The following is a 20,128-nucleotide window of genomic DNA, read 5'->3' as shown; positions in this document are numbered from 1 at the left end:
AACAGTTACAATGAAGTTCGACCCTTTGAATTGGTCTCTGAAAATCACAGGAGCCTGCTAATGCAGTTTTTTTTAGACTTTGAAAAACCCCTGGTAGCACTCGATCAGAAAATTCGCGAACTGCGTGACTACACCACCGATAACGTTGACTTCTCCTCTGATATCAAGAAGTTGGAGAAGAAGTCCGCGAAGTTACGTGATGAAATCTTTTCCAATTTGACCCGCTGGCAGCGCACCCAGTTGGCCCGTCATCAGGTCCGTCCTTACACGCTTGATTATGTCCAACACATCTTTACCGACTGGTTTGAAGTTCATGGTGATCGCAATTTCCGCGATGATCCGGCGCTGGTTTGTGGCTTTGCCCGTCTTGATGGCGAGCCCTGCGCGATCATTGGTCACCAGAAAGGTCGCGATACCAAGGAGAAGGTTTACCGGAATTTCGGCATGCCGAATCCGGAAGGTTATCGCAAAGCCTTGCGCGTTATGAAGATGGCAGAGCAGTTCGGCCTGCCGATCTTTACTTTTGTCGACACCCCGGGGGCTTTCCCAGGCATTGGTGCCGAGGAGCGTGGCCAGGCCGAGGCTATTGCCCGAAACCTGCGCGAGATGGCCGCACTGACTGTTCCTGTGATCGTGACCGTGACCGGTGAGGGTGGCTCGGGTGGAGCTCTGGCGATTGCTGTTGGCAACAAGGTGCAGATGTTGCAGTACTCGGTTTATGCTGTTATATCTCCGGAAGGTTGCGCCGCGATACTCTGGAGCGACGGTGCCCGTGGCCCAGAGGCGGCTGAAGCGCTTAAGCTGACGGCCATGGATATTGATTCCCTCGGTGTGATTATCGATGATGTTATACCCGAACCTCTTGGTGGTGCACACAACGATCATGTCGCTGCCGCTGCAACGGTGAAGGAATACTTGAAAAAACACCTGGAAGAACTTAAGCAGCTTTCTCCGGAGGAATTGGTCGAGCAGCGTTATCAGAAATTCCGTGCCATGTCGGTCATCGAAGAATAGATCGTTGAATCAGGTGCTTGAGTAATAATTTAGAGGGACAGAATTGATTTTCTGTCCCTTTTTGTTTGCTGAAAACATTCAATGCAGAGGCAAACTTTTAAACCAAAAAGCTATTTGCCACCCGTTCGTTACTCTCACTCGAGTCACAGAGAACACAGAGAGATTCACAAAAGGTTAGATTTTCTCTGTGCCCACGTGACTCTGTGGTGAAAGTTTTTATCTGGAAGCTGGGACAGTAACGTGAAGCCATTGGTCATCGGATTGGGACAATGTTCCCTCGACATACTCGGTCAGGTTGACAACTATCCAGCGCTTGATGAGAAAGCAGAGTTGAACTCTTTGCTGGTTCAAGGTGGTGGCCCCGTCGCAACGGCACTGGTAACGCTGTCACGTCTGGGCGTGCCGGTTGCGATTGTAGGTGCTGTGGGTGATGACGACTTCGGTGGGCAGATTCGCGAGGGCTTGTTTCAGGAAAACGTCGATTGCACCTACCTGCTCCAATCACCACAAAGTTCAAGCCAGGTTGCTTTTGTGACTGTCGATGCTCAGGGTCATCGCAATATCTTCTGGCATCGCGGAACGGCTTCCCCCGTTATTCCGGAAGGGCTGCCGGGCCTGCTGGCTGATTCTGTCCGTATCCTGCATCTGGATGGATTGCATCTCGACCCGGCGATTGCTGTGGCGAAACTGGCTCGGCGGCAGGTCGTTACGACAGTTCTCGACGCTGGCACACTGCGCCCCGGTATCGAGGACCTTCTACCATTTATTGATCACCTTGTCGTGAGTGAAAAATTTGCCCGCCAGTTTATTGGTAAGGACGATCCCGAGGCCGCTATCCGAGGTCTGCTTAGCTATGGAGCGGTCGCGGTCACTGTTACCATGGGTCACTCTGGCAGCCTTAGCATGGGCAAAGGCGTGCCCCCCATTCATCAACCGGCCTTTGCTGTTAAGACCATAGATACGACCGGCTGTGGTGACGTCTTTCATGGTGGCTATATTTACGCTTTATTGCAAGATTGGACTCTCGAAAGGACTGTTCGTTTTGCTGCGGCTTGTGCGGCTCTGAAAGCTTGCGCTTTAGGCGGAAGAACGGCCATCCCGAGCTTGCAGGAAGTGGAGAGCTTTCTGTCGTGTCAGGCTGAACGCCCAACCCCGGAAGCGATCGGTTGACTTGACGGCCCGCTTCCTTTATCAATGTCTATATGACTAAATTTATTCATCAATATGCTCTTCTCATAATTCTCCTGATGCTTGCTGCTTGCGGTGAACCGACTTATCATGTCCGGGTTCTGGACACGCCCTCATCGACCCCTTCGCCAACGGGTAAGGTTAAGCCAACGCAAAGAGCTTACGAGGTTAATGGCCAGAGATACCAGCCGATCCCTTCTGCGCATGGTTTCGTTGAGAAGGGTCTTGCCAGTTGGTATGGCAAGAAGTTTCATGGTCGCAAAACCAGTAACGGTGAAACTTACGACATGTATGCCATGACGGCCGCTCATAAGACCTTGCCGATGAACGTGCACCTGAAAGTCACCAACCTCGATAACGGTCGTTCCACGGTTGTGCGGGTCAATGATCGTGGACCTTTTGTCAAAAGCCGCATTATTGATCTCTCGTATTCTGCCGCTAGCGAGTTGGGGGTGGTGGGGCCGGGAACGGCAAATGTACGTATTGAGGCCCTTGGCTACCAGGACAAAGGCCCCGCCGGGAGCGCGCCTCACTACACGCAACCGGACAGCTATGATGTCGGGCCGTTTATGGTCCAGGTCGGAGCTTTCACCGTGAAGGAGAATGCAGACCGTTTGGCTGCAAAGCTCAAAGGCCAATATGGCAGCTCCTCGGTTGTCGCTGGGTGGGTGAACGGGCAGAAGTTTTACCGGGTCAGGGTTGGTCTGTTTAACGCCATGGCCAAGGCTTCCCAGGGGCTTCTTGAGATCGAAGCCAACGGTTATCCGAACAGTTTTATCGTCGCTCAGTAGTCATGAACTTTTGTTGCTGCTCTGCACAATGGCTTTGTCCTGTTATTATGTTGCCATCACAAAAGCACTTGTCAGAAACGATTGCTTGTTTTGGTTAGCCTTTAGCTCATTTTTCAATGGGGCTTAGATGCAAGATCCTTTGAATCAAAGAATCAGCCATATCCTCTCGCTCTCGCCTGCGATTATCTATGCCGGTCGCGTTGGTGAACCCTTCTATCTGACCTTTATCAGCGAAAACCTCACTTCACACTTTGGCTTCGACACAAAGATTTGCCTGCGCAATCCAGACTTCTGGCGAGACCTGATCCACCCCGATGATGTTGAATGTGTTTTTGACGATTACGCCAGGATTGCTGCGAACGGTTTTCATAAACATGAGTACCGTTTGCGCAAAGACGATGGTGAGTACCTCTGGGTCCTCGATGAGCTTCGACTGGTTCGTGATGCATCAGGTCAACCGCTGGAAGTCATCGGCTCATGGTTGGATATAACCGAACGTAAAGAGACGGAAGAGGCCCTTCAGCAAAGTGAAAAACTGTTTCGTGATTTTTTTCAAACCAATCCGGTTGCAACGATCATCACCTCAACGGATGGTGTTGTCCATATGGTCAACCCGGCATTTACCGAACATACAGATTTCACAATGGAAGAAGTTGTTGGCCGTACGGCGCAGGAGCTCGGTTTCTGGCAAGTACCCAAGGATCGTGAGCGCATGGTTTCAGCCATTCAGACGTTTGGTTTCATAGATAATCTGGAAAGCCAGTTTTACGGTAAGGGCGGTCGGCCAATGACCTGTCTGGTTTCCAGTCGGGCCGTCGCTTTCGGTGGTGAGGTGAGGATACTGAGTATCGTCCAGGATGTCACAGAACAGAGAAAAGCCGAAGCTGCGCTGCTCAAGCTTGACCAGGCCAAGACCGCTTTTATCTCCACTGCTGCGCATGAACTACGCACCCCTCTGATTGCCATCGTCGGTTACTCTGAATTACTAGAAAACAAGGCCGGGCTCCCTCTAGAGGAAGAGCAGAAGCAAGAGTACCTCTCCATCATTCAAAGCAACGCGGAGATTCTCAATCGATTGGTGGACGATTTGCTCGATGTCGGCCGTATTCAAATCGGGCGTTCATTGGGTGTCGTGTTAAAGGAAGCGCAGCTGAATGAGGTGATCGAAAAAGTTGTTGGTTCTTTAAGGGTGAAAAACGAACGGCATGGAATCACTGTTGTTCACACGAACCCTTTGCCCGAAAGGTGCTGGTTTGATCCGGGTCGCATAACCCAGGTCTTGTACAACTTGTTGAGTAACGCCATAAAATATTCACCCCAGGGAGGGGCGATAGAAATTCAGACCACGACAGCTCCGGAAACCGTTTCCTTTGCGATCGTTGATCAGGGACAGGGGATGTCACCTGAGCTGGTGGATAATGTTTTTGACCGTTTCTATCGTGGCGAGGCTGATGATGCCAAGACCCATGGCCTGGGTTTGGGGATGGGCATTGTAAAGCAGATTATTGAAGACCATGGCGGTGAAATAGTTGTCAAAAGTTGTCTTGGTGAGGGGACGACAGTAACTTTTACTCTTCCGATCAATCCATAAAGGGCATGAGCGTTGCTGTTCTTTTCATAAGGTGAAAACGAAAAAAAGGGGCACCCTGAAACAGGAGGCCCCTTTGTCTTTTCGCAATAATCAGATCAGCTGGCTTTCTGGATAGCCCCTGATCGAATGCAGCGCGTACAAACTTTCATGCTGCGCACGGAACCATTCTGGACGGCACGTACCTTCTGCAGGTTCGGCTTGAAGACCTTCTTGGTTTTATTATGCGCATGGCTGACATTACAGCCAGTCATCGATTTCTTCCCACAGACATCACATACGTTCGCCATTGTTTGTTCCTCCTATTTGTTCTGAACGGAATCTTCTAGCATGGTTAAGGGGGTTTTGCAAGGGGTTTTCTCAAGCTTTGGTCTTGTCATTTCTTTCTCCAAGGTTTTTGGCGAGCGTCCAGCCCAGTAAAGCTGCACCTGCAGCGCCCATCTCCGGCAGAAGCACGGTACGATCTGCACAATAAAGATTCTTGTCTATTCTGATCGGCAGCCTTGCTAAAGGTTTTACGGCACAATCTGATTTGTCGTTTATTTCTGCTTCAAGAGGAAGAGAGCCTTCAGAAAGGCGGTATTTTGCAAAAGGCAGAATTGTCTCCATCTGAAGACGAACCAGGGATTCTGATGACCTGGCATCACTAACAATCAGACCACGTAACTCCTCTTCGTGTTCCTCTATTGCCATGCGCATCGGTAGTTCTCCACCGCAGATAACGCGACTGGCAAGGAGAGGTGATAGCTGACCAGCCAGGTTGCTGGTACGGTACACAGCAGGAGGCTCAGGCAGGGGAAGTCTGCTCCTCTCCAGGGGCGCAAACTTGTCGATCCATCGTTTGTCGCCAAGCAGGAAGTTGTCTGCCGTAAAGGCCCCGCCCGACTTGAATACACCCCCTGTCCATTTGGAACCGTTGTAATCAAGCGACTTCAGGTCGTCGATTTGACCCTTTGCTCCATGAAACTGCTCAAACCGCTTGTTCAGCATTTCGCTGAAATCAGGCTCCTTAAGATTCTCCGGGCGCAATGTCTGAGCCCAGAGCATGGCCGCCCTGGAATAAGAAAGCTGCGTGATCCTGGTGGAGGAGAGACCTTGAAGGAGGTCGGTCAAAAAGCATTTTGCCGCCCCGCTAAACTTCTCCATGCTTTGAGATACCGGTACTTCCAACTCTTGCCAGTTAATGCGACGTTTCAGGCTGAGGAGTTTAAAACGACCCTTTGCTTTCAGGGACGGCCATGGCAAGCCACCAATCTCCCAGAAAAACTCCTCCAGCTTAATGCCCTGAAGCCGGAGCTCTTCAAGCCATTGATTGACGGCTTTCCCGTCAGCGCCGAACTCTCTGCATAATTCATCCTCGAGTTGAACGTCGCTGCTCAAGGTGACTCTGGCTTTCTCAGAGATGACCTGAATCGGCTGCTGTGCGACAAAGCAGGCGCGTCCACCCAGCACTCCGAGCAGTTTCTCCAGAAAGAGCGAGGAATGGAACCAGGCCGGTGCTTTGGCTTCCTGATTGCGTAAAAAAAGCACCCTGTTGCCTTGCTTGGCGAGGAGCGCTGCTGCAATACGGGCGGCAACGGATCCGCCGATGATGACTATGTCGTAGTGTTTGCTGCTCATGATGTTGTTAAGGTTCGATTCGTTATTGTTATTGTGGAGACAATTTTTTTATTCAAAAGCGTAACGCAAAGGCGCAAAGAAAACCAAGAAAGGCGCAAAGGGTTAAGCCAGTGATAAAAGCTATGGTTCTCTTGGCGTCTTTCTTTAAACTTTGCGTCTTTGCGTTAATGTATGACCGCTTAAGATGGGGGCAGGCCCCATAGATGTTCAGTCTACGGTTATTTGAGGTCTTCTTCCGAGATAACGTCCAAACCGGAGTTTATCAGCAGTGCACTGGTGACACCCACGCCGGCAACCTTGTCTTCTCCCAGGTAAACCCTGTGTACACCACATGAAGGGCTGCCCTCTTTCAGTAGCGCCCTGCGGCAGCTGCTTAGACGGGCAATCTCCAGGGTCAGTTTTGCGCCATGGCAGAAAACGGCATTCATAGACAGGCCATTCTCCGAAACAGCTTCACCCTTGCCGGCGAGAACGGCCCGGCCGTCACCTGACAGGAAAAATGTCTTGTCTCTGGGGGTTGTCATGCCGGCGAGTTGCTCCGGGCAGACCGGAATTGGCGTTAAGTTTTCACCTTGCAGGTACTCGAGAACCTGCTGAGAACGTTTGGACTTGCCGTCATAGCGGGTCGGCAATCCGAGCAGGCAGGCGCTGACCAGGATAGTTTCACCGTTTGTTTTGGGACTCTCTTTTTTATCCATTGGAACAATCAGTCTGCGACGGCAGGGTTGACCAGGGCGGTTGTCTCAACAACGCCATCCAGGTCGATCTTTACCTGCCGGCCATTGATGTGGACACGACCTTCGGCGATCAGCTGGATGGCGCGAGGGTAAATTCGGTGCTCCTGTTCAAGAATGCGCGCAGCAAGGGTGTCGGCATCATCATCGGCAAGAATCGGTACGACGGCTTGCATGATGATGGGGCCTGTATCAACGCCGCCATCGACGAGATGCACTGTGCAGCCGGAAAAGCGTGCCCCGTAATCGAGGGCCTGCTGCTGAACATGTAAGCCCGGAAAAGCCGGTAGCAGGGCCGGATGAATGTTGATAATACGCTCCGGGAAGGCATCGATAAAGGTCTGGGTGATGATGCGCATAAAGCCTGCCAGAACAACAAGTTCGACTCCAGCGTCCTGCAGTGCCTTGACGACGGCACTGTCAAAGTCCTCACGTCGGGAAAAATCTCGATGATTGATGCAGAGAGTTGGTACCCCGGCATTTTTTGCACGTTCCAGGGCGCCGGCGCCGGGATTGTTAGCGATGACAACAGCGATCTCGGCAGCAAGGCTGCCGTCCATGCAACGATCGATGATCGCTTGCAGGTTTGTGCCGCCACCCGAGGCCAGAACACCGATACGCAATAATTTAGACATGGAGCTTCTCCAGGGTAAGACTGTGACTAGTGACTAGCGACCAGTGACTTGAGAAAAATAAAGATCTCGTTGTTTTTTACGGGCACTGGGCATTCCATGTGTTTACAGAGGCCAGCCCCTGATCCCCAGTCCCCAGCCCCCGATCCTAAACCAGATCCACCTGATTGCACTCGCCTTTACAGGTGTCAATTTCGCCGATGATATAGGCTTCTTCGTTGAGACCTTTCAGACGGGAGATAATGTCGTCAGCGGAATCTTTCGGCACCACGAGAACCATGCCGATACCGTAGTTGAAGGTACGGAACATCTCTTGCTCTTCGATGTTGCCGGCTTCACGCAGCAGCTCGAAAAGGGGCAGCTTGGGCCAGGAGTCCTTTTTGATAACTGCTTTACAGTGGCGAGGCAGGATGCGAGGCACATTCTCAAGCAAGCCGCCACCCGTGATGTGGGCCATGCCGTGGATCTCAAAGTCACGCAGCAGGTTGAGGATTGATTTAACGTAAATTCTGGTCGGGCGCAGCATGGCGTCACCGAGGGATTCGTCCATCCCGGGCAGGACGGTCTCGAGACCTCCTTGCAAACGCTCCGTGGCGATTCGCCGGGCCAGTGAGAAGCCGTTCGAATGCAAGCCGTTTGAGGCAATGCCGATGATCGCTTCACCATCCTGAATGGTCGAACCGTCGATGATTGCGTCGCGATCGACCACGCCAACCGTAAAGCCAGCCAGATCGTATTCGCCTTCGCTGTAGAAACCGGGCATCTCGGCTGTCTCGCCACCGATCAGGGCACAACCGGCCTGCCGGCAGCCCTCTGCGATGCCTTCAACGACCTCGGCCGCTTTTTCCGGAGCCAACATGCCTGTTCCCAGGTAGTCGAGGAAGAACAGCGGCTCAGCGCCCTGTACGATGATGTCGTTCACGCACATGGCGACCAGGTCAATGCCGACCGTGTTGTGACGATCAAGTTCGAACGCCAGCTTCAACTTGGTGCCGACTCCGTCTGTCGAGGAAACCAGAACAGGGGACTTGTATTTGTCCTTGTTCAAGGCAAAGAGACCGCCGAAGCCACCGATGTCGGTGAGAACTTCGGGGCGGATGGTCGACTTGACCAGGGGCTTGATGATGTCGACAAAACGATTACCGGCTTCGATATCTACGCCGGCGCCTTTATAGGTCATACTGGAACGATCAGACAAGGTTGTTCTCCTCATATTGAAGGGTAGCCACAATAAATAAAACACTGCCCTCAGGTTGTCAATTGCAAACCTTGAAAAACGGCAGTAATCTCCCTCTTTACAGGCCGACAGAGGTGACATATCATAGGCCGCTGTAAGCTGTAGGGCTATAGAGCTGTAATGTTGAAAATCTTTAAAGCATTATAGCCTTAAAACCTTAAAGCCTTTTTGGGTTCTTCATGCAAATCGATCAAATGACCACTTTACCCATCGGCGACAGAATCGTGACGATGCAGCTTAAGGATCTGGCTGCCGTGCATCAGCTCGAGTGTGCCAGTCAGTCTGATCCCTGGAGTGAGCGGCATTTTGTCGATGAACTTGAGTCCAGGGTTGCAACCATCGATCTCTACTGGCACGGGGAGCAGTTGGCGGGTTTTTTGTGTAGTTGGCTGATTGCCGGAGAATTGCAGATCCAGAATCTGGCGACCTTGCCGCAGATGCGTCGACGGGGGATCGCGGCCGCGCTGCTAGCTCATGCCATCGAACGAAGCCAGAAAGAGGGGCTAACCTCTGTCTGCCTTGAGGTTCGCCTGACCAATAAACCGGCCATAAGGCTTTACGAGCGTTTCGGTTTTACCATTGACGGGACTCGCCCCTCTTATTACCCCGATGGTGAAGATGCACTGCTTATGACTTACCGACTATGATGCCTTGTCTACTTTTCTCAACGCTAAGGCGCGGAGAAGCAGAGTAAAGATATGGGTTTGAAGCGCTTTGTTAGGAAGTTAAGAGGTTTTCCTCTGCGTCTTTGCGCCTCTGCGTTAAATAATTTTTTAAGTTGTTGATTTTGAAACTTCAGGAGAATAGGCCTTTATGAAAAATTACAGGACCAAGATTATTTCCAACCAGGAGATTTCGCCCGGTTATTTCCGGATGAAGATCCTGGCTCCCGGCTTTGGCGAGAATGCTCACGCCGGGCAATTTATCATGTTTCGTGTGCAGCGCTCTCTGCCGCCCCTGTTGAGGCGACCTTTCGGCATCTTCCGCACCGGATTTCTACCCGCCGATTGTGATGGCCTGCCGCCGAAGGAATTCGTCGAGATCGTTTATAAGGTTGTCGGTAGCGGTACCAGTATCATGGCCGAGCTTCACGAAGGCGACAAGGTTGAGCTGTTGGGGCCCTTAGGCAATGGGTTCGATTGCACCTCACGGAAAGGCGAGAAAATCCTGGTGGGCGGCGGTATCGGCCTGGTCCCGCTTTACATGCTGGCCGGAGAGCTGGTTGACAATGGCTGCAAGGTGCGCCTGTTGATGGGCGGCCGGACCCGTGATGACATCCTGGCGGTCACTGAATTCGAACGTCTCGGCGTAGAAACCTACATCTCAACGGATGACGGAAGTCTCGGTGAGGCAGGGCTGGTAACCCAGGTTCTGGAGCGCAAGCTGCAGAAGTATCCAGAGACAGAGGTCTTTACTTGCGGCCCTATGCCGATGCTCGCTGCGGTTCATGACATCTGTGTCAAGTACAAGACGCCTTTACAGGTCTCACTGGAAGAGTCCATGGCCTGCGGTGTCGGTGCCTGCTTGGGCTGCGTCGTAAAAGGGGCAGGGCATACCGAAGAAAAACCGAGTTATCTCTGCTCCTGCAAGGTCGGGCCGGTTTTTAAATCGCAGTACCTGGATTGGAGTGCTATTGGCAAAACTGATAAAGACTGCGGGGGGTGCGCCTGATGAGCGAGTTAAAGAAAGATATTGTTAGACGGCCCGACATGTCCGTGGAGATTGCCGGCATCAAGCTGCGCAACCCGGTTATGCCCGCATCGGGAACCTTTGGCTACGGTGAAGAATATACACCCTTTATCGACATGGAGAAGATCGGCGCCATCGTCACCAAGGGACTTTCCCTTAAGCCGAAGGCCGGCAACCCGACCCCCCGTATTGCAGAAACCGTCAGCGGCATGCTCAACGCCATCGGCCTGCAGAATGTTGGCATCGATGCTTTTATCCAGCACAAGATGCCTTTCCTGCGCACCGTCAACACCCCGGTGATCGCCAACTTCTTCGGCAACACCCTCGAAGAGTATGGTGAGGTCGCCAAGCGTCTCAACGACATTCCGGAGATTGCAGCCGGGGAGCTGAATATCTCCTGCCCGAACGTCAAGCAGGGGGGCATTGTCTTCGGTACCGATCCGAAGGCGGCCAGCGAGGTTGTTGCCCTGGTCCGAAAGAACCTGCAAAAGCCCCTGATCGTCAAGTTGACCCCCAACGTGACCGATATCACCGTGGTTGCCCGTGCGGTTGAAGAGGCCGGTGCCGATGCCATCGCCTGCATCAACACGCTCACCGGCATGTCGGTGGATGTGAATACTCGCAAACCCCGTATCGCCAATATGACCGGTGGCCTCTCCGGCCCTGCGATCCGACCCGTTGCCGTGCGTATGGTTCACCAGGTCGTACAGACCGTCTCGGTTCCGGTTATCGGCATCGGCGGCATTGTCAAGGCCATGGACGCCCTCGAGTTCCTGATCGTCGGTGCCAAGGCGGTTCAGGTGGGTACTGCCAATTTTGTCGACCCGACGGCCATGATCTCAATCATCGAAGGTATCGAGGAGTTCCTGGTCGCAGAGGGTATTGACGATATTCATGATTTGATAGGAAGCCTTAAATTCTGAGTAGCGCGTGGCGTGTGGCGTGCGGCGCGAAGAGGCTTTCTTTGGCTGACTGCTGAAGATTCAAGTGGTAGAATATAAGTAATTTCAATATGGTTGGTTGCTCGTTGCTTTTCACGCCACGCGCCACAAGCCACGCGCCACGGGGGCCTATGGAAGTCATCACCACCCACATCAACGCGGATTTCGATTGTCTTGGTTCGATGATCGCGGCCAAGCGTCTTTATCCCGATGCTGTGATGGTGTTCCCCGGTGGCCAGGAGCGCAGCCTGCGTGAGTTCTTCCTGAGTAGTGTTCAATATGTCTTCGGCTTCAAGCGTGCCCGTGACATTGATCTTGACGAGGTCAGCCGCCTGATTCTGGTGGACGTGCGTCAGGCGTCCCGCATCGGCCCTTTCGGAGCGATCGCTAAACGCCCCGGGGTCGACATCCACATTTATGATCATCATGAAGCCAAGGCCCGCAGCCTGAAGGGTTCACTCGAACACGTCGAAGCGGTTGGCTCCACGGTCACGGTGTTCAGTCATATCTTCATGAACCAGGGGCTTGAACTGACCTCCGACGAAGCGACCATGATGATGCTCGGCCTCTACGAGGACACCGGCAGCCTGACCTTTCACACGACAACCGTTAAGGATTACGAGGCCGCCGCCTACCTGCTCACCCAGGGCGCTAATCTCAATACGGTTGCTGATCTGATCGTGCAGGAGATGACTCCCGACCAGGTCCACCTGCTCAATGATCTGCTCGCAAGTAAAAGCATCCTCAATATTCACGGCATTAATGTCGCCATTGCCCACGCTTCGATCGACTACTTTGTTGGTGATATCGCTACCCTGGCCCACAAGCTTAAAGACATGGAGAACCTCGACGTCCTCTTTGTGGTGGTGCGCATGGAGAGTCGGGTGTTCCTCGTTGCACGTTCCCGTCTGGAAGACGTCCACGTCGGCAATATATTGCACGAGTTCGGCGGGGGAGGACATGCTTCGGCGGCCTCCTGCTCAGTACGCGACCAGACTTTGCTGCAAATTCTGGAACAGTTGCCGAAGGTTTTGCAACAGCACATCAAGCCGCAATGGCAAGCCCGTCACCTGATGTCGACACCCGTTAAATCAGTTGTTGCCGAAGACTCGGTGGCCGAAGCGCATCAGATTCTTTCGCGCTATAACATCAATGCCATTCCGGTTTTAAGCAAGGATGAGGTCGTCGGCATCATCTCACGGCAACTTGTCGACAAGGCCGTTTATCACGGCCTGCAGGACCAACCGGTCAGTGAAATCATGACCAGCGATTTCCAACAGGTGACACCACAGACCTCCGTTGCCGTTTTGAAGACGCTCTTCGTCGAAAGTAATCAACGCTTCGCACCTGTCGTCGAGGGGGGGCGGCTGGTGGGGGCGATCACCCGCACGGACCTCTTGCGCCACCTTGCCAGCAGCGTCGGCACGCCGACGCGCTCCGGCGAAACCAACCTGGTCAATCGCGGTGGTAGACGTTACCGGGCCGGTCAGATTCAGCGCTTGATCCGTAATCGCTTGCCGAAACGCATTCAGGATTTGCTGACCCAGCTCGGCCAGGTGGCTGACGGGCTCGACCTCAAGGTCTTTGTTGTCGGCGGGTTTGTTCGCGACCTCCTGATGAATAAAACCAACCTGGATCTCGATCTTGTGGTTGAAGGTGATGGCGTTGGCTTTGCTGAGGCTTTTGCCCGGCAAAACGATTGCCGGGTGCGCTGTCATCACAAGTTCGGCACCGCGGTTCTGATCTTCCCGGATGATTTCAAGATCGATGTTGCCTCGGCACGGATGGAGTATTATCTGCGACCAGGGGCTTTGCCTGATGTTGAACATGCTTCGGTGAAGATGGATCTCAGTCGCCGCGATTTTACCATCAATACCCTGGCGATCAGTTTGAACCAGAACGCCTACGGCTCATTGTTCGACTATTATGGCGGACAGCGCGATATTGATGACAAGGTGCTGCGAGTTCTTCATAACTTAAGCTTTGTCGAAGATCCGACCCGGGTTTTTCGTGCCGTACGCTTCGAGCAACGCCTTGGCTTCAAAATTGGCAAGCAAACCGAACACCTGCTCAACAGCGCCGTGCGACTTGGTTTAATGGAAAAGGTCAGTGGGCATCGACTCTTTAGCGAACTCTTCCTGATCCTCAATGAGCCGCGTCCGCTGCCAGCGGTGTCACGACTGGCTCGACTGGATGTGCTCAGGCAGATTCACCCCAAGTTAACCAGCAAAATCGATTATTCCAAGTCTTTCGATGAAGCCAGGCGTACCACCGACTGGTACGACCTGCTCTATACCGGTCAGCCCTGCGAGCGTTGGTTCTGCTATTTCCTGGTGTTTACCGCTGTTCTTGATCGCGAGGAAATCACCAGCCTTTCGGAACGCCTGCAGCTGGTTCCCCGTTATCGTGACATGCTGAACCAGCAACGAAGCACGGCCCTGGGCATACTGAAGCGCCTGGAATCCCGTCCTGAAGGGATGCGCCCGCCAAAGGCGAGCAGCCTGTACCGGTGGTTTAAACCTCTGTCGACAGAGATTCTGCTCTTCATGATGGCCCGAACTTCCCAGGATCTGGTGCGGCAATGGATCTCTCAATACATCACTCACCTGCGTGATGCTCAACCGCTGCTTACAGGCCATGATCTCGAAGCTCTGGGTTTTCAGCCGGGCCCTGTGTATCGCGAAATCCTTGATGCCTTGCTCTATGCGCGGTTGGATGGGCGGGTTGTGAGTGTTGAGGATGAGAGGGTTTTTGTGCAGAAGAAATACCCTTCCGGATAACCATAGGGACTGTCCCCGGTGTTAAGGGGGCTGTCCCATACAAGTAGTGGTCATCTCCCGCCTCTGTAGTCATCTAACAATAAGCCTAGAACCGGCGGGTCGCGTCCCGCCAGACGCCTTACTTTTTATAACGTCAAAAAAGTAAGCAAAAAGACTGGCTCCTGGCGGAGGGCATATTCCTTTGCCAGTTTTCTGTGCTTTCTATTTACAGAAGCTTTGTCCTTCCGGCCCGTTTCAGGGGGCCTAACGGTCGTGCTTTAAGCTGGGGTTGTCGTAAGAGTGCTCGGTCTTCGTCCTGTCAGTGCAGTAGAGTTTCCCAAGGACCTCGTCAACTAGGTGGGTCAGTCGCTTGAGAGTCGGATAAGTAGACATATTTATAGGTTTAGATTCCTACAATCAGACCTTATCAGACCTTATCTGCGGCCAATAAAAAAGGTTATTGTTTTGACTCAACACGTTTGTCTTATCCACTTCATCCTGTCTATCTCTGTAATACTTCTATAGTCATCTAACTGGAAAGCCAAAGCCGGCGGGTCTCGTCCCGCCAGACGCCTTACTTTTGCCCATGCGGCGACAAAAGTAAGCAAAAACGCCTTTGCTCCTGGCGGAGGGCATATTTATCGGTTTAGATTTATAAAATCAGACCTAATCAGGCCTTATCTGCGGCCAATAAAAAGACTCAATGTCTTGAGTCAAATCTTTATGTCTTATCCTCTCCATCCTGTCTATCCCTGTTAAAAGTTTTCAGCCGATTTCGAAGCATTACAGAATTTTAAAAAAATATTCACCCAGTACTAACGTATCTATTAAAATCAACAACTTACAAATATCCGCTTGTCTCTGAAGCGTTGACTTGCACAGGTGCATCTGCTAGAAGTAAACATTGATTTTTAATTGACTGGTAAAGCCCTTCTTTATGGAACATATCCTGCTCAAAATTTCGATCATGCTGGTGCCGGCATTGTTGGCGGTCACCATGCACGAGGTCGCCCACGGTTTCATTGCTGATAAGCTCGGAGATCCGACCGCCCGTTTGTTGGGGCGTCTGACATTGAACCCGGTCAAGCACCTCGACCCGATCGGGACAATCGCTTTGTTGGTCTTTGGCTTTGGCTGGGCGCGACCGGTGCCGGTTAATGCAAACAACCTGCGTCGAGCCCAAAAAGATATGATCTGGGTCTCTCTGGCGGGGCCGAGTGCGAACCTGATGCTGGCTCTTTTCTGCGCGCTTTTACTCCGTGTCGTTGTTTATATTGCTGCCGCTGTTCCGGAAGGCAGTCAACTCCTGCCTATGATTGAGCCGGTCGGTCTGATGGCTGCGTTCGGTCTCTATATCAATGTTATCCTCTGCCTTTTCAACCTGCTGCCAATCCCGCCTCTCGATGGGGGCCGCGTCCTCATGGGGATTCTTCCCGAGAGCCAGTCGCAATTACTGCGTCGCATTGAGCCCTTCGGTATGCTGTTGATTGTATTTCTGATCTTCGGCACGTCGATCTGGAGTTCGGCCTTTGGTCCTGCCGTGCATAGCGTGGTGGCGATGATGGCAGGGGCGCATATGGACGTGGTTGAGCAGACCATGCGCCTGCTTTTCTACCAATGAGCGGCACTATGGACAATTACGCAATTCAGCTGGAAAATTTCGAAGGGCCGCTCGACCTGCTGCTTCATCTCATCAAAAAAAATGAGATGGATGTCTATGACATTCCCATGGCGGAAATAACCAGACAGTATTTGAGTATTCTCGATGCCATGAAGTCACTCAATCTTGACATGGCCGGAGAGTTCCTGCTGATGGCAGCAACGCTTCTTCATATCAAATCGAAGATGCTCTTGCCCAAGATCGTTGAGGATGAACTGGAAGAAGAAGAGGATGACCCGCGAGCGGAGCTTGTGCGGCGTCTTCTCGAGTACCAGAAATATAAGGAAGTGTCCCTGACTCTTGAGAGCAAACCCCAGTTGGGACGCGATCTATTTGCCCGTGTCTCGGCAGAGCCTGAAGTTCTTGAAAATGCGGAAGCCGGTTTCGTTTCGGTAGGACTTTTCGATCTTGTGGAAGCGCTGAAAGAGGTCATGAAGGAAAGTTCGGAACCGCTCGTTCACCAGGTCGACATGGAGCATCTCTCTGTCACCGATCGAATCAACGCCATTCTCTCGCAACTTCAAGGGCAGGAGAGTATCGCCTTTACCGATCTTTTCACTGGCGGCCTTAAGCGTAGCGAAGTGATCGTAACTTTCCTGGCACTGCTGGAATTGGTTAAGTTGCGTATGGTTCGTTTTATGCAGAATGTTCGTTACGGCAGTATCTGGGTTTTTCCCGCAGTGGCTATTGAAGAAAGCGAAGAGCTGGACCTAGGAGAAGATTCCCTTGGATATTCATGACCTCACCCCTCTGGTAGAAGCCTTGATCTTTGCCGCCGATGGGCCACTTAAGGTTGAGCGCATGGCCGAGGCCCTCGATTTGGAGCAGGCGGAAATCTGTGCCGCTATCGAAGCCCTGGAGGCTGATTACGAAGAGCACCCGCGTGGTTTTTTCATGCAGGAAGTTTCAGGTGGTTACCAGCTCAGGACTCGTCCGGAATACGCTGATTACTTACGCAAGCTCGGCCAGAGTCGTCCCTTCAAGTTCTCCCGTCCTGCCTTGGAGTCGCTTTCGATTATTGCCTACCGACAGCCGGTCACCCGCTCGGAGATCGAGTACCTGCGCGGCGTTGATTCAGGCAGCGTGGTGAAAACCCTGCTCGAGAAACGTTTGATCAGAATCCTTGGTAAGAAAGATGTTCCCGGCAAGCCGATGATCTACGGCACGACCAAGGAGTTTCTCGAACTGTTCGGCCTCTCGGATCTTTCGTCATTACCGACCTTGCGTGAATTCAGCGACCTGGTTCCGGAAGAGGAGAGTGGGGAGTTTATGACCAGCATGCCTTTGTTGGTTGAAGAGGTTGGTGACGAATAGATCGTTGACAACAGGGGCTGTCCCCGATGTTAAGGGAACTGTCACATGCTGCTAAACTGAATAACAGCAAAGCTTAAGCATTCTTTAGCCGCAGATAACATCTGATGAAATCGGATGGTTAAAAGCTTAAAAAGATAACAGGGATACGCAGGATAAACAGGATAAATCGAAGGTATGAACCAAAGCATTGAACCTTTTTCTTAGCCGCGATCAAAAGCTATTAAAAGCTATTGTTTAAAATAAAACCCGGAGATTATTGTTTTTGACTTACCCCATCAGATTTCATCAGATGTTATCTGCGGCCAATAAAAGGTTATTGTTGTTGAAATATCCTATTCATCCTGTCTATCCCTGTTAAATATTGTTTTGATTTTCAGAGAATACAAAAAAAACAGGCCGGCAACCATAAGGTTGTCGGCCTGAATAATGTAACATCTGGTGCTTAAGTCTTTAACGACCGGCACGCTTCGAAGCTTTGATCGGGTTAACCTTGATCTCCTCGATTTTAACTTCAACTTTCCGGTGTGTCGCGAAGTTGCAGAGGCCGGCAGACCATTTTTTGATCGGGGCGGGCGCCTTCACGCAAACCGGACCGATGGAGCCGTCTACAATATGATCGCAACCTTCACACATTTCGATAACGTTCTGGCAGCTGCCGCCTTCAGCAACACAACCTTTTTTGCTCCAGAACACGCACTCTGTATCGGGAAGAACTGTTTGACACTTCATTGGGGTACTCCTTTATTCAAAGCTTGATCTAGTAGTCGAACGGGATTTCTAACCCCTTTTGCCGATGCGTGTCAACCATAAAAGCCACAACCTCTTGCCATTGACTGGATTTTCCCGAAGGGGTAGTTTTGCATGATGAGTGAAGACATCCAAAATGATTCAGAAAAATGGGAATCCATCTGCTGCAGGTGCGGACGCTGCTGCTACGAAAAAGTGGATTTCGAGGGTCGTATCTATTACACCGAACTGCCCTGTGAATTTCTCGACACGGAAACCAAGCTCTGCCGCGTCTATAGCGAGCGCGATGTCAAACGTCCCGGTTGCGTACGCTTGACCGATGAAATCCTTTCCAAGGGCATCATGCCGGCGGATTGCCCTTATGTCTCGGAGATTGAAAATTATCCTGCACCGACCCTGCTGGACGATGGAGATCCCGAGGAAACCTGATACATTTTATTTGTGTTTTTTAGCCGCAGAAAACATCTCATAAAATCTGAGGTGGTAGGTCAAAAGCTAGTAACGATAACATTAAGTCATTATTTAGCCGCGATCAGAATCTATGAAAATCTATTCAAGATAAAAGCTGTAGCTCTTGTCTTTAAGGTTTAAACATTATAGACCTTCATAGATTTTCATTGCGGCTAAATTGAGAATAAAGCTTTTGAATTATCCGGTTTTATCAGATTCTATCTGCGGCCATTAATAGCGCTTTTAGTTTTCCCCAGGAGAGAAAAATGACTCAAATAAAGTTCGGAACATCCGGTTGGCGTGGCCTTCTCGCCGAGGATTTTACCCTCGAAAATGTCCGTATTGTCACTCAGGCGATCGCAGATTTTCTGCACGCCGACAAAAGCGCTGATAAGGGTGTTGTTGTCGGTCATGACAGCCGGTTCATGGGCGAAAAATTCGCCAGGGAGACGGCACGCGTGCTGGCCGGCTCGAAGGTGCCGTCTTTTATCTGCAAGAACGATACGCCAACACCGGTGATCGCCTACGAAATCATGCGCCGCGGTGCTGCTGGCGCCATCAACTTCACAGCAAGTCACAACCCCTACGATTACAACGGCATCAAGTTCTCAACCGCCTGGGGTGGACCTGCTTTGCCCGAAGTCACCGCAGAAATAGAGCGCCTGGCCAATGCCATGCTCGGCGAAGTCTGTTACCGCGATATGCCGCTCGATAAGGCCGTGCGTGCCGGTTTGGTCGAGGAGATCGACCCCATGCCTGATTACCTTGATGTGATCCGCGCAAAGGTAGATATTGAGGCGATCGGCAAGTCCGGTATGAGCGTGATCTTTGACCCGATGTACGGGGCAGGGCGTGACTATGTCGACGGCATTCTGGTTGAGGCCGGGTTGCTGGTGCAGACGATCAACAGCTCCAAAGATCCCTACTTCGGCGGCATGCCCCCGGATCCTGCACCGGCTCATCTCAATGATCTCATCACCCGTGTCAAAGGCGATAAGCATGTCATGTTGGGCCTGGCGACCGATGGCGACGCCGATCGCTACGGCATTATCGACGCCGATGGCTCCTTTATCGAACCTAACTATATCCTGGCGCTCCTCTATGACTACCTGATCCGCCACAAAGGGGAGTCAGGTGACGCCGCGCGCTCTGTTGCCACCTCTCATTTTATCGATGCCGTAGCCGCTCATCACGGTTATAAAGTGCGCGAAACACCGGTCGGCTTCAAATATATCGGTGAATTTATCCGTGATAACGAGATCGTCATCGGCGGTGAAGAGAGTGCCGGTTTGAGTCTGCGCGGTCACGTCCCCGATAAAGATGGTGTACTCGCCTGCCTACTGGTCGCGGAAATGGTGGCTGTCGAGTGCAAGACGGTTGGCCAACTGTTACAAGACCTCTACAGCCGCGTTGGTGAATTCCATACGTCCCGTAAGAACCTGCGCCTCTCCCCGGAGCTCGCAGAAAAGATTGGTGATAAGCTCGCTTCACCGCCAGACACTTTGGCGGGCAAACCGGTTAAGGAGTTGGTGACAACAGACGGTGTTAAAATGATCCTCGAAGATGGCTCCTGGGCCCTTTTCCGCAAGTCGGGCACTGAGCCTGTTGTGCGGGTTTATACTGAGGCGGGGAGTGTGGAAGAGTTGGACGCGCTGACTGCTGCAGCGGTTGGCTTTGTGGAAAGCTGAACCTATCAAAACCTATGTTTAACAGGGATGTGCAGGATAGTTTGAAAGGTAGAATATGAAACAAAAACTTTTAACA

Annotated in this window: 19 protein-coding genes; 13 read left to right on the top strand and 6 right to left on the bottom strand. The window is 52.0% G+C overall.

What is annotated here, in order from left to right:
* Positions 1-54 precede the first annotated feature (54 nt).
* The 4 genes from accA to P9J64_04775 all read left to right on the top strand — a co-directional run bounded on the left by accA (position 55) and on the right by P9J64_04775 (position 4,584).
* Positions 55-1,014, top strand: coding sequence for an acetyl-CoA carboxylase carboxyl transferase subunit alpha (gene accA, locus P9J64_04790; GenBank protein ID MDG5467636.1), 960 nt, complete (start codon positions 55-57; stop codon positions 1,012-1,014).
* A 240-nt stretch (positions 1,015-1,254) separates the two neighbouring features.
* Positions 1,255-2,184 (top strand): PfkB family carbohydrate kinase, encoded by a 930-nt coding sequence (locus P9J64_04785; GenBank protein MDG5467635.1) that lies wholly within the window; start codon positions 1,255-1,257, stop codon positions 2,182-2,184.
* 32 nt (positions 2,185-2,216) lie between these two features.
* Positions 2,217-2,993, top strand: coding sequence for a septal ring lytic transglycosylase RlpA family protein (locus P9J64_04780; protein ID MDG5467634.1), 777 nt, complete (start codon positions 2,217-2,219; stop codon positions 2,991-2,993).
* A gap of 127 nt (positions 2,994-3,120) precedes the next feature.
* Positions 3,121-4,584, top strand: a complete 1,464-nt coding sequence (locus P9J64_04775; protein ID MDG5467633.1) for a PAS domain-containing sensor histidine kinase — start codon at positions 3,121-3,123, stop codon at positions 4,582-4,584.
* A 95-nt stretch (positions 4,585-4,679) separates the two neighbouring features.
* Here the strand turns inward: P9J64_04775 and rpmB are convergent, their stop codons facing one another.
* The 5 genes from rpmB to purM form a co-directional block, all read right to left on the bottom strand.
* Positions 4,680-4,871: a 50S ribosomal protein L28 gene (rpmB, locus tag P9J64_04770; protein ID MDG5467632.1), complete on the bottom strand. Its 192-nt coding sequence runs from the start codon at positions 4,869-4,871 to the stop codon at positions 4,680-4,682.
* 70 nt (positions 4,872-4,941) lie between these two features.
* Positions 4,942-6,201, bottom strand: coding sequence for a hypothetical protein (locus P9J64_04765; protein ID MDG5467631.1), 1,260 nt, complete (start codon positions 6,199-6,201; stop codon positions 4,942-4,944).
* Between the two features lie 218 nt (positions 6,202-6,419).
* A complete protein-coding gene (locus P9J64_04760) occupies positions 6,420-6,899 on the bottom strand; it encodes a DUF523 domain-containing protein (protein MDG5467630.1) in 480 nt (159 codons plus the stop codon).
* An 8-nt stretch (positions 6,900-6,907) separates the two neighbouring features.
* Positions 6,908-7,570, bottom strand: coding sequence for a phosphoribosylglycinamide formyltransferase (gene purN / locus P9J64_04755; GenBank protein ID MDG5467629.1), 663 nt, complete (start codon positions 7,568-7,570; stop codon positions 6,908-6,910).
* A 145-nt stretch (positions 7,571-7,715) separates the two neighbouring features.
* Positions 7,716-8,747: a phosphoribosylformylglycinamidine cyclo-ligase gene (purM, locus tag P9J64_04750; protein MDG5467628.1), complete on the bottom strand. Its 1,032-nt coding sequence runs from the start codon at positions 8,745-8,747 to the stop codon at positions 7,716-7,718.
* 251 nt (positions 8,748-8,998) lie between these two features.
* On the opposite strand from purM, the gene rimI reads away from it, so the two are divergent.
* The 7 genes from rimI to scpB all read left to right on the top strand — a co-directional run bounded on the left by rimI (position 8,999) and on the right by scpB (position 17,167).
* Complete coding sequence (gene rimI, locus P9J64_04745) at positions 8,999-9,451, top strand: ribosomal protein S18-alanine N-acetyltransferase (protein MDG5467627.1); 453 nt, start codon at positions 8,999-9,001, stop codon at positions 9,449-9,451.
* 166 nt (positions 9,452-9,617) lie between these two features.
* On the top strand, positions 9,618-10,475 hold the full coding sequence (locus P9J64_04740) for a dihydroorotate dehydrogenase electron transfer subunit (protein MDG5467626.1): 858 nt from the start codon (positions 9,618-9,620) through the stop codon (positions 10,473-10,475).
* The gene (locus tag P9J64_04735; GenBank protein MDG5467625.1) at positions 10,475-11,416 is read left to right on the top strand and encodes a dihydroorotate dehydrogenase; all 942 of its coding nucleotides are present in this window, start codon (positions 10,475-10,477) and stop codon (positions 11,414-11,416) included. Before P9J64_04740 ends, P9J64_04735 begins: the two co-directional genes overlap by 1 nt.
* A 149-nt stretch (positions 11,417-11,565) precedes the next feature.
* A complete protein-coding gene (locus tag P9J64_04730; protein MDG5467624.1) occupies positions 11,566-14,214 on the top strand; it encodes a CBS domain-containing protein in 2,649 nt (882 codons plus the stop codon).
* A gap of 916 nt (positions 14,215-15,130) precedes the next feature.
* Positions 15,131-15,814, top strand: coding sequence for a site-2 protease family protein (locus tag P9J64_04725; GenBank protein MDG5467623.1), 684 nt, complete (start codon positions 15,131-15,133; stop codon positions 15,812-15,814).
* Positions 15,815-15,822: 8 nt separating this feature from the next.
* Positions 15,823-16,593 (top strand): segregation/condensation protein A, encoded by a 771-nt coding sequence (locus P9J64_04720; GenBank protein MDG5467622.1) that lies wholly within the window; start codon positions 15,823-15,825, stop codon positions 16,591-16,593.
* A complete protein-coding gene (gene scpB, locus P9J64_04715; protein ID MDG5467621.1) occupies positions 16,580-17,167 on the top strand; it encodes an SMC-Scp complex subunit ScpB in 588 nt (195 codons plus the stop codon). Before P9J64_04720 ends, scpB begins: the two co-directional genes overlap by 14 nt.
* A 450-nt stretch (positions 17,168-17,617) precedes the next feature.
* Here the strand turns inward: scpB and P9J64_04710 are convergent, their stop codons facing one another.
* Positions 17,618-17,896, bottom strand: coding sequence for a PxxKW family cysteine-rich protein (locus P9J64_04710; GenBank protein MDG5467620.1), 279 nt, complete (start codon positions 17,894-17,896; stop codon positions 17,618-17,620).
* A 132-nt stretch (positions 17,897-18,028) separates the two neighbouring features.
* On the opposite strand from P9J64_04710, the gene P9J64_04705 reads away from it, so the two are divergent.
* Positions 18,029-18,343, top strand: coding sequence for a hypothetical protein (locus P9J64_04705; protein MDG5467619.1), 315 nt, complete (start codon positions 18,029-18,031; stop codon positions 18,341-18,343).
* 287 nt (positions 18,344-18,630) lie between these two features.
* Positions 18,631-20,052, top strand: a complete 1,422-nt coding sequence (locus P9J64_04700) for a phosphoglucomutase/phosphomannomutase family protein (GenBank protein ID MDG5467618.1) — start codon at positions 18,631-18,633, stop codon at positions 20,050-20,052.
* The last annotated feature ends 76 nt before the right edge of the window (positions 20,053-20,128 follow it).

The organism is Deltaproteobacteria bacterium IMCC39524 (assembly GCA_029667085.1).
In the GTDB taxonomy this organism is placed as follows: Bacteria; Desulfobacterota; Desulfuromonadia; order Desulfuromonadales; family BM103; genus M0040.
This window is presented reverse-complemented; position numbering and strand designations above follow the sequence as displayed.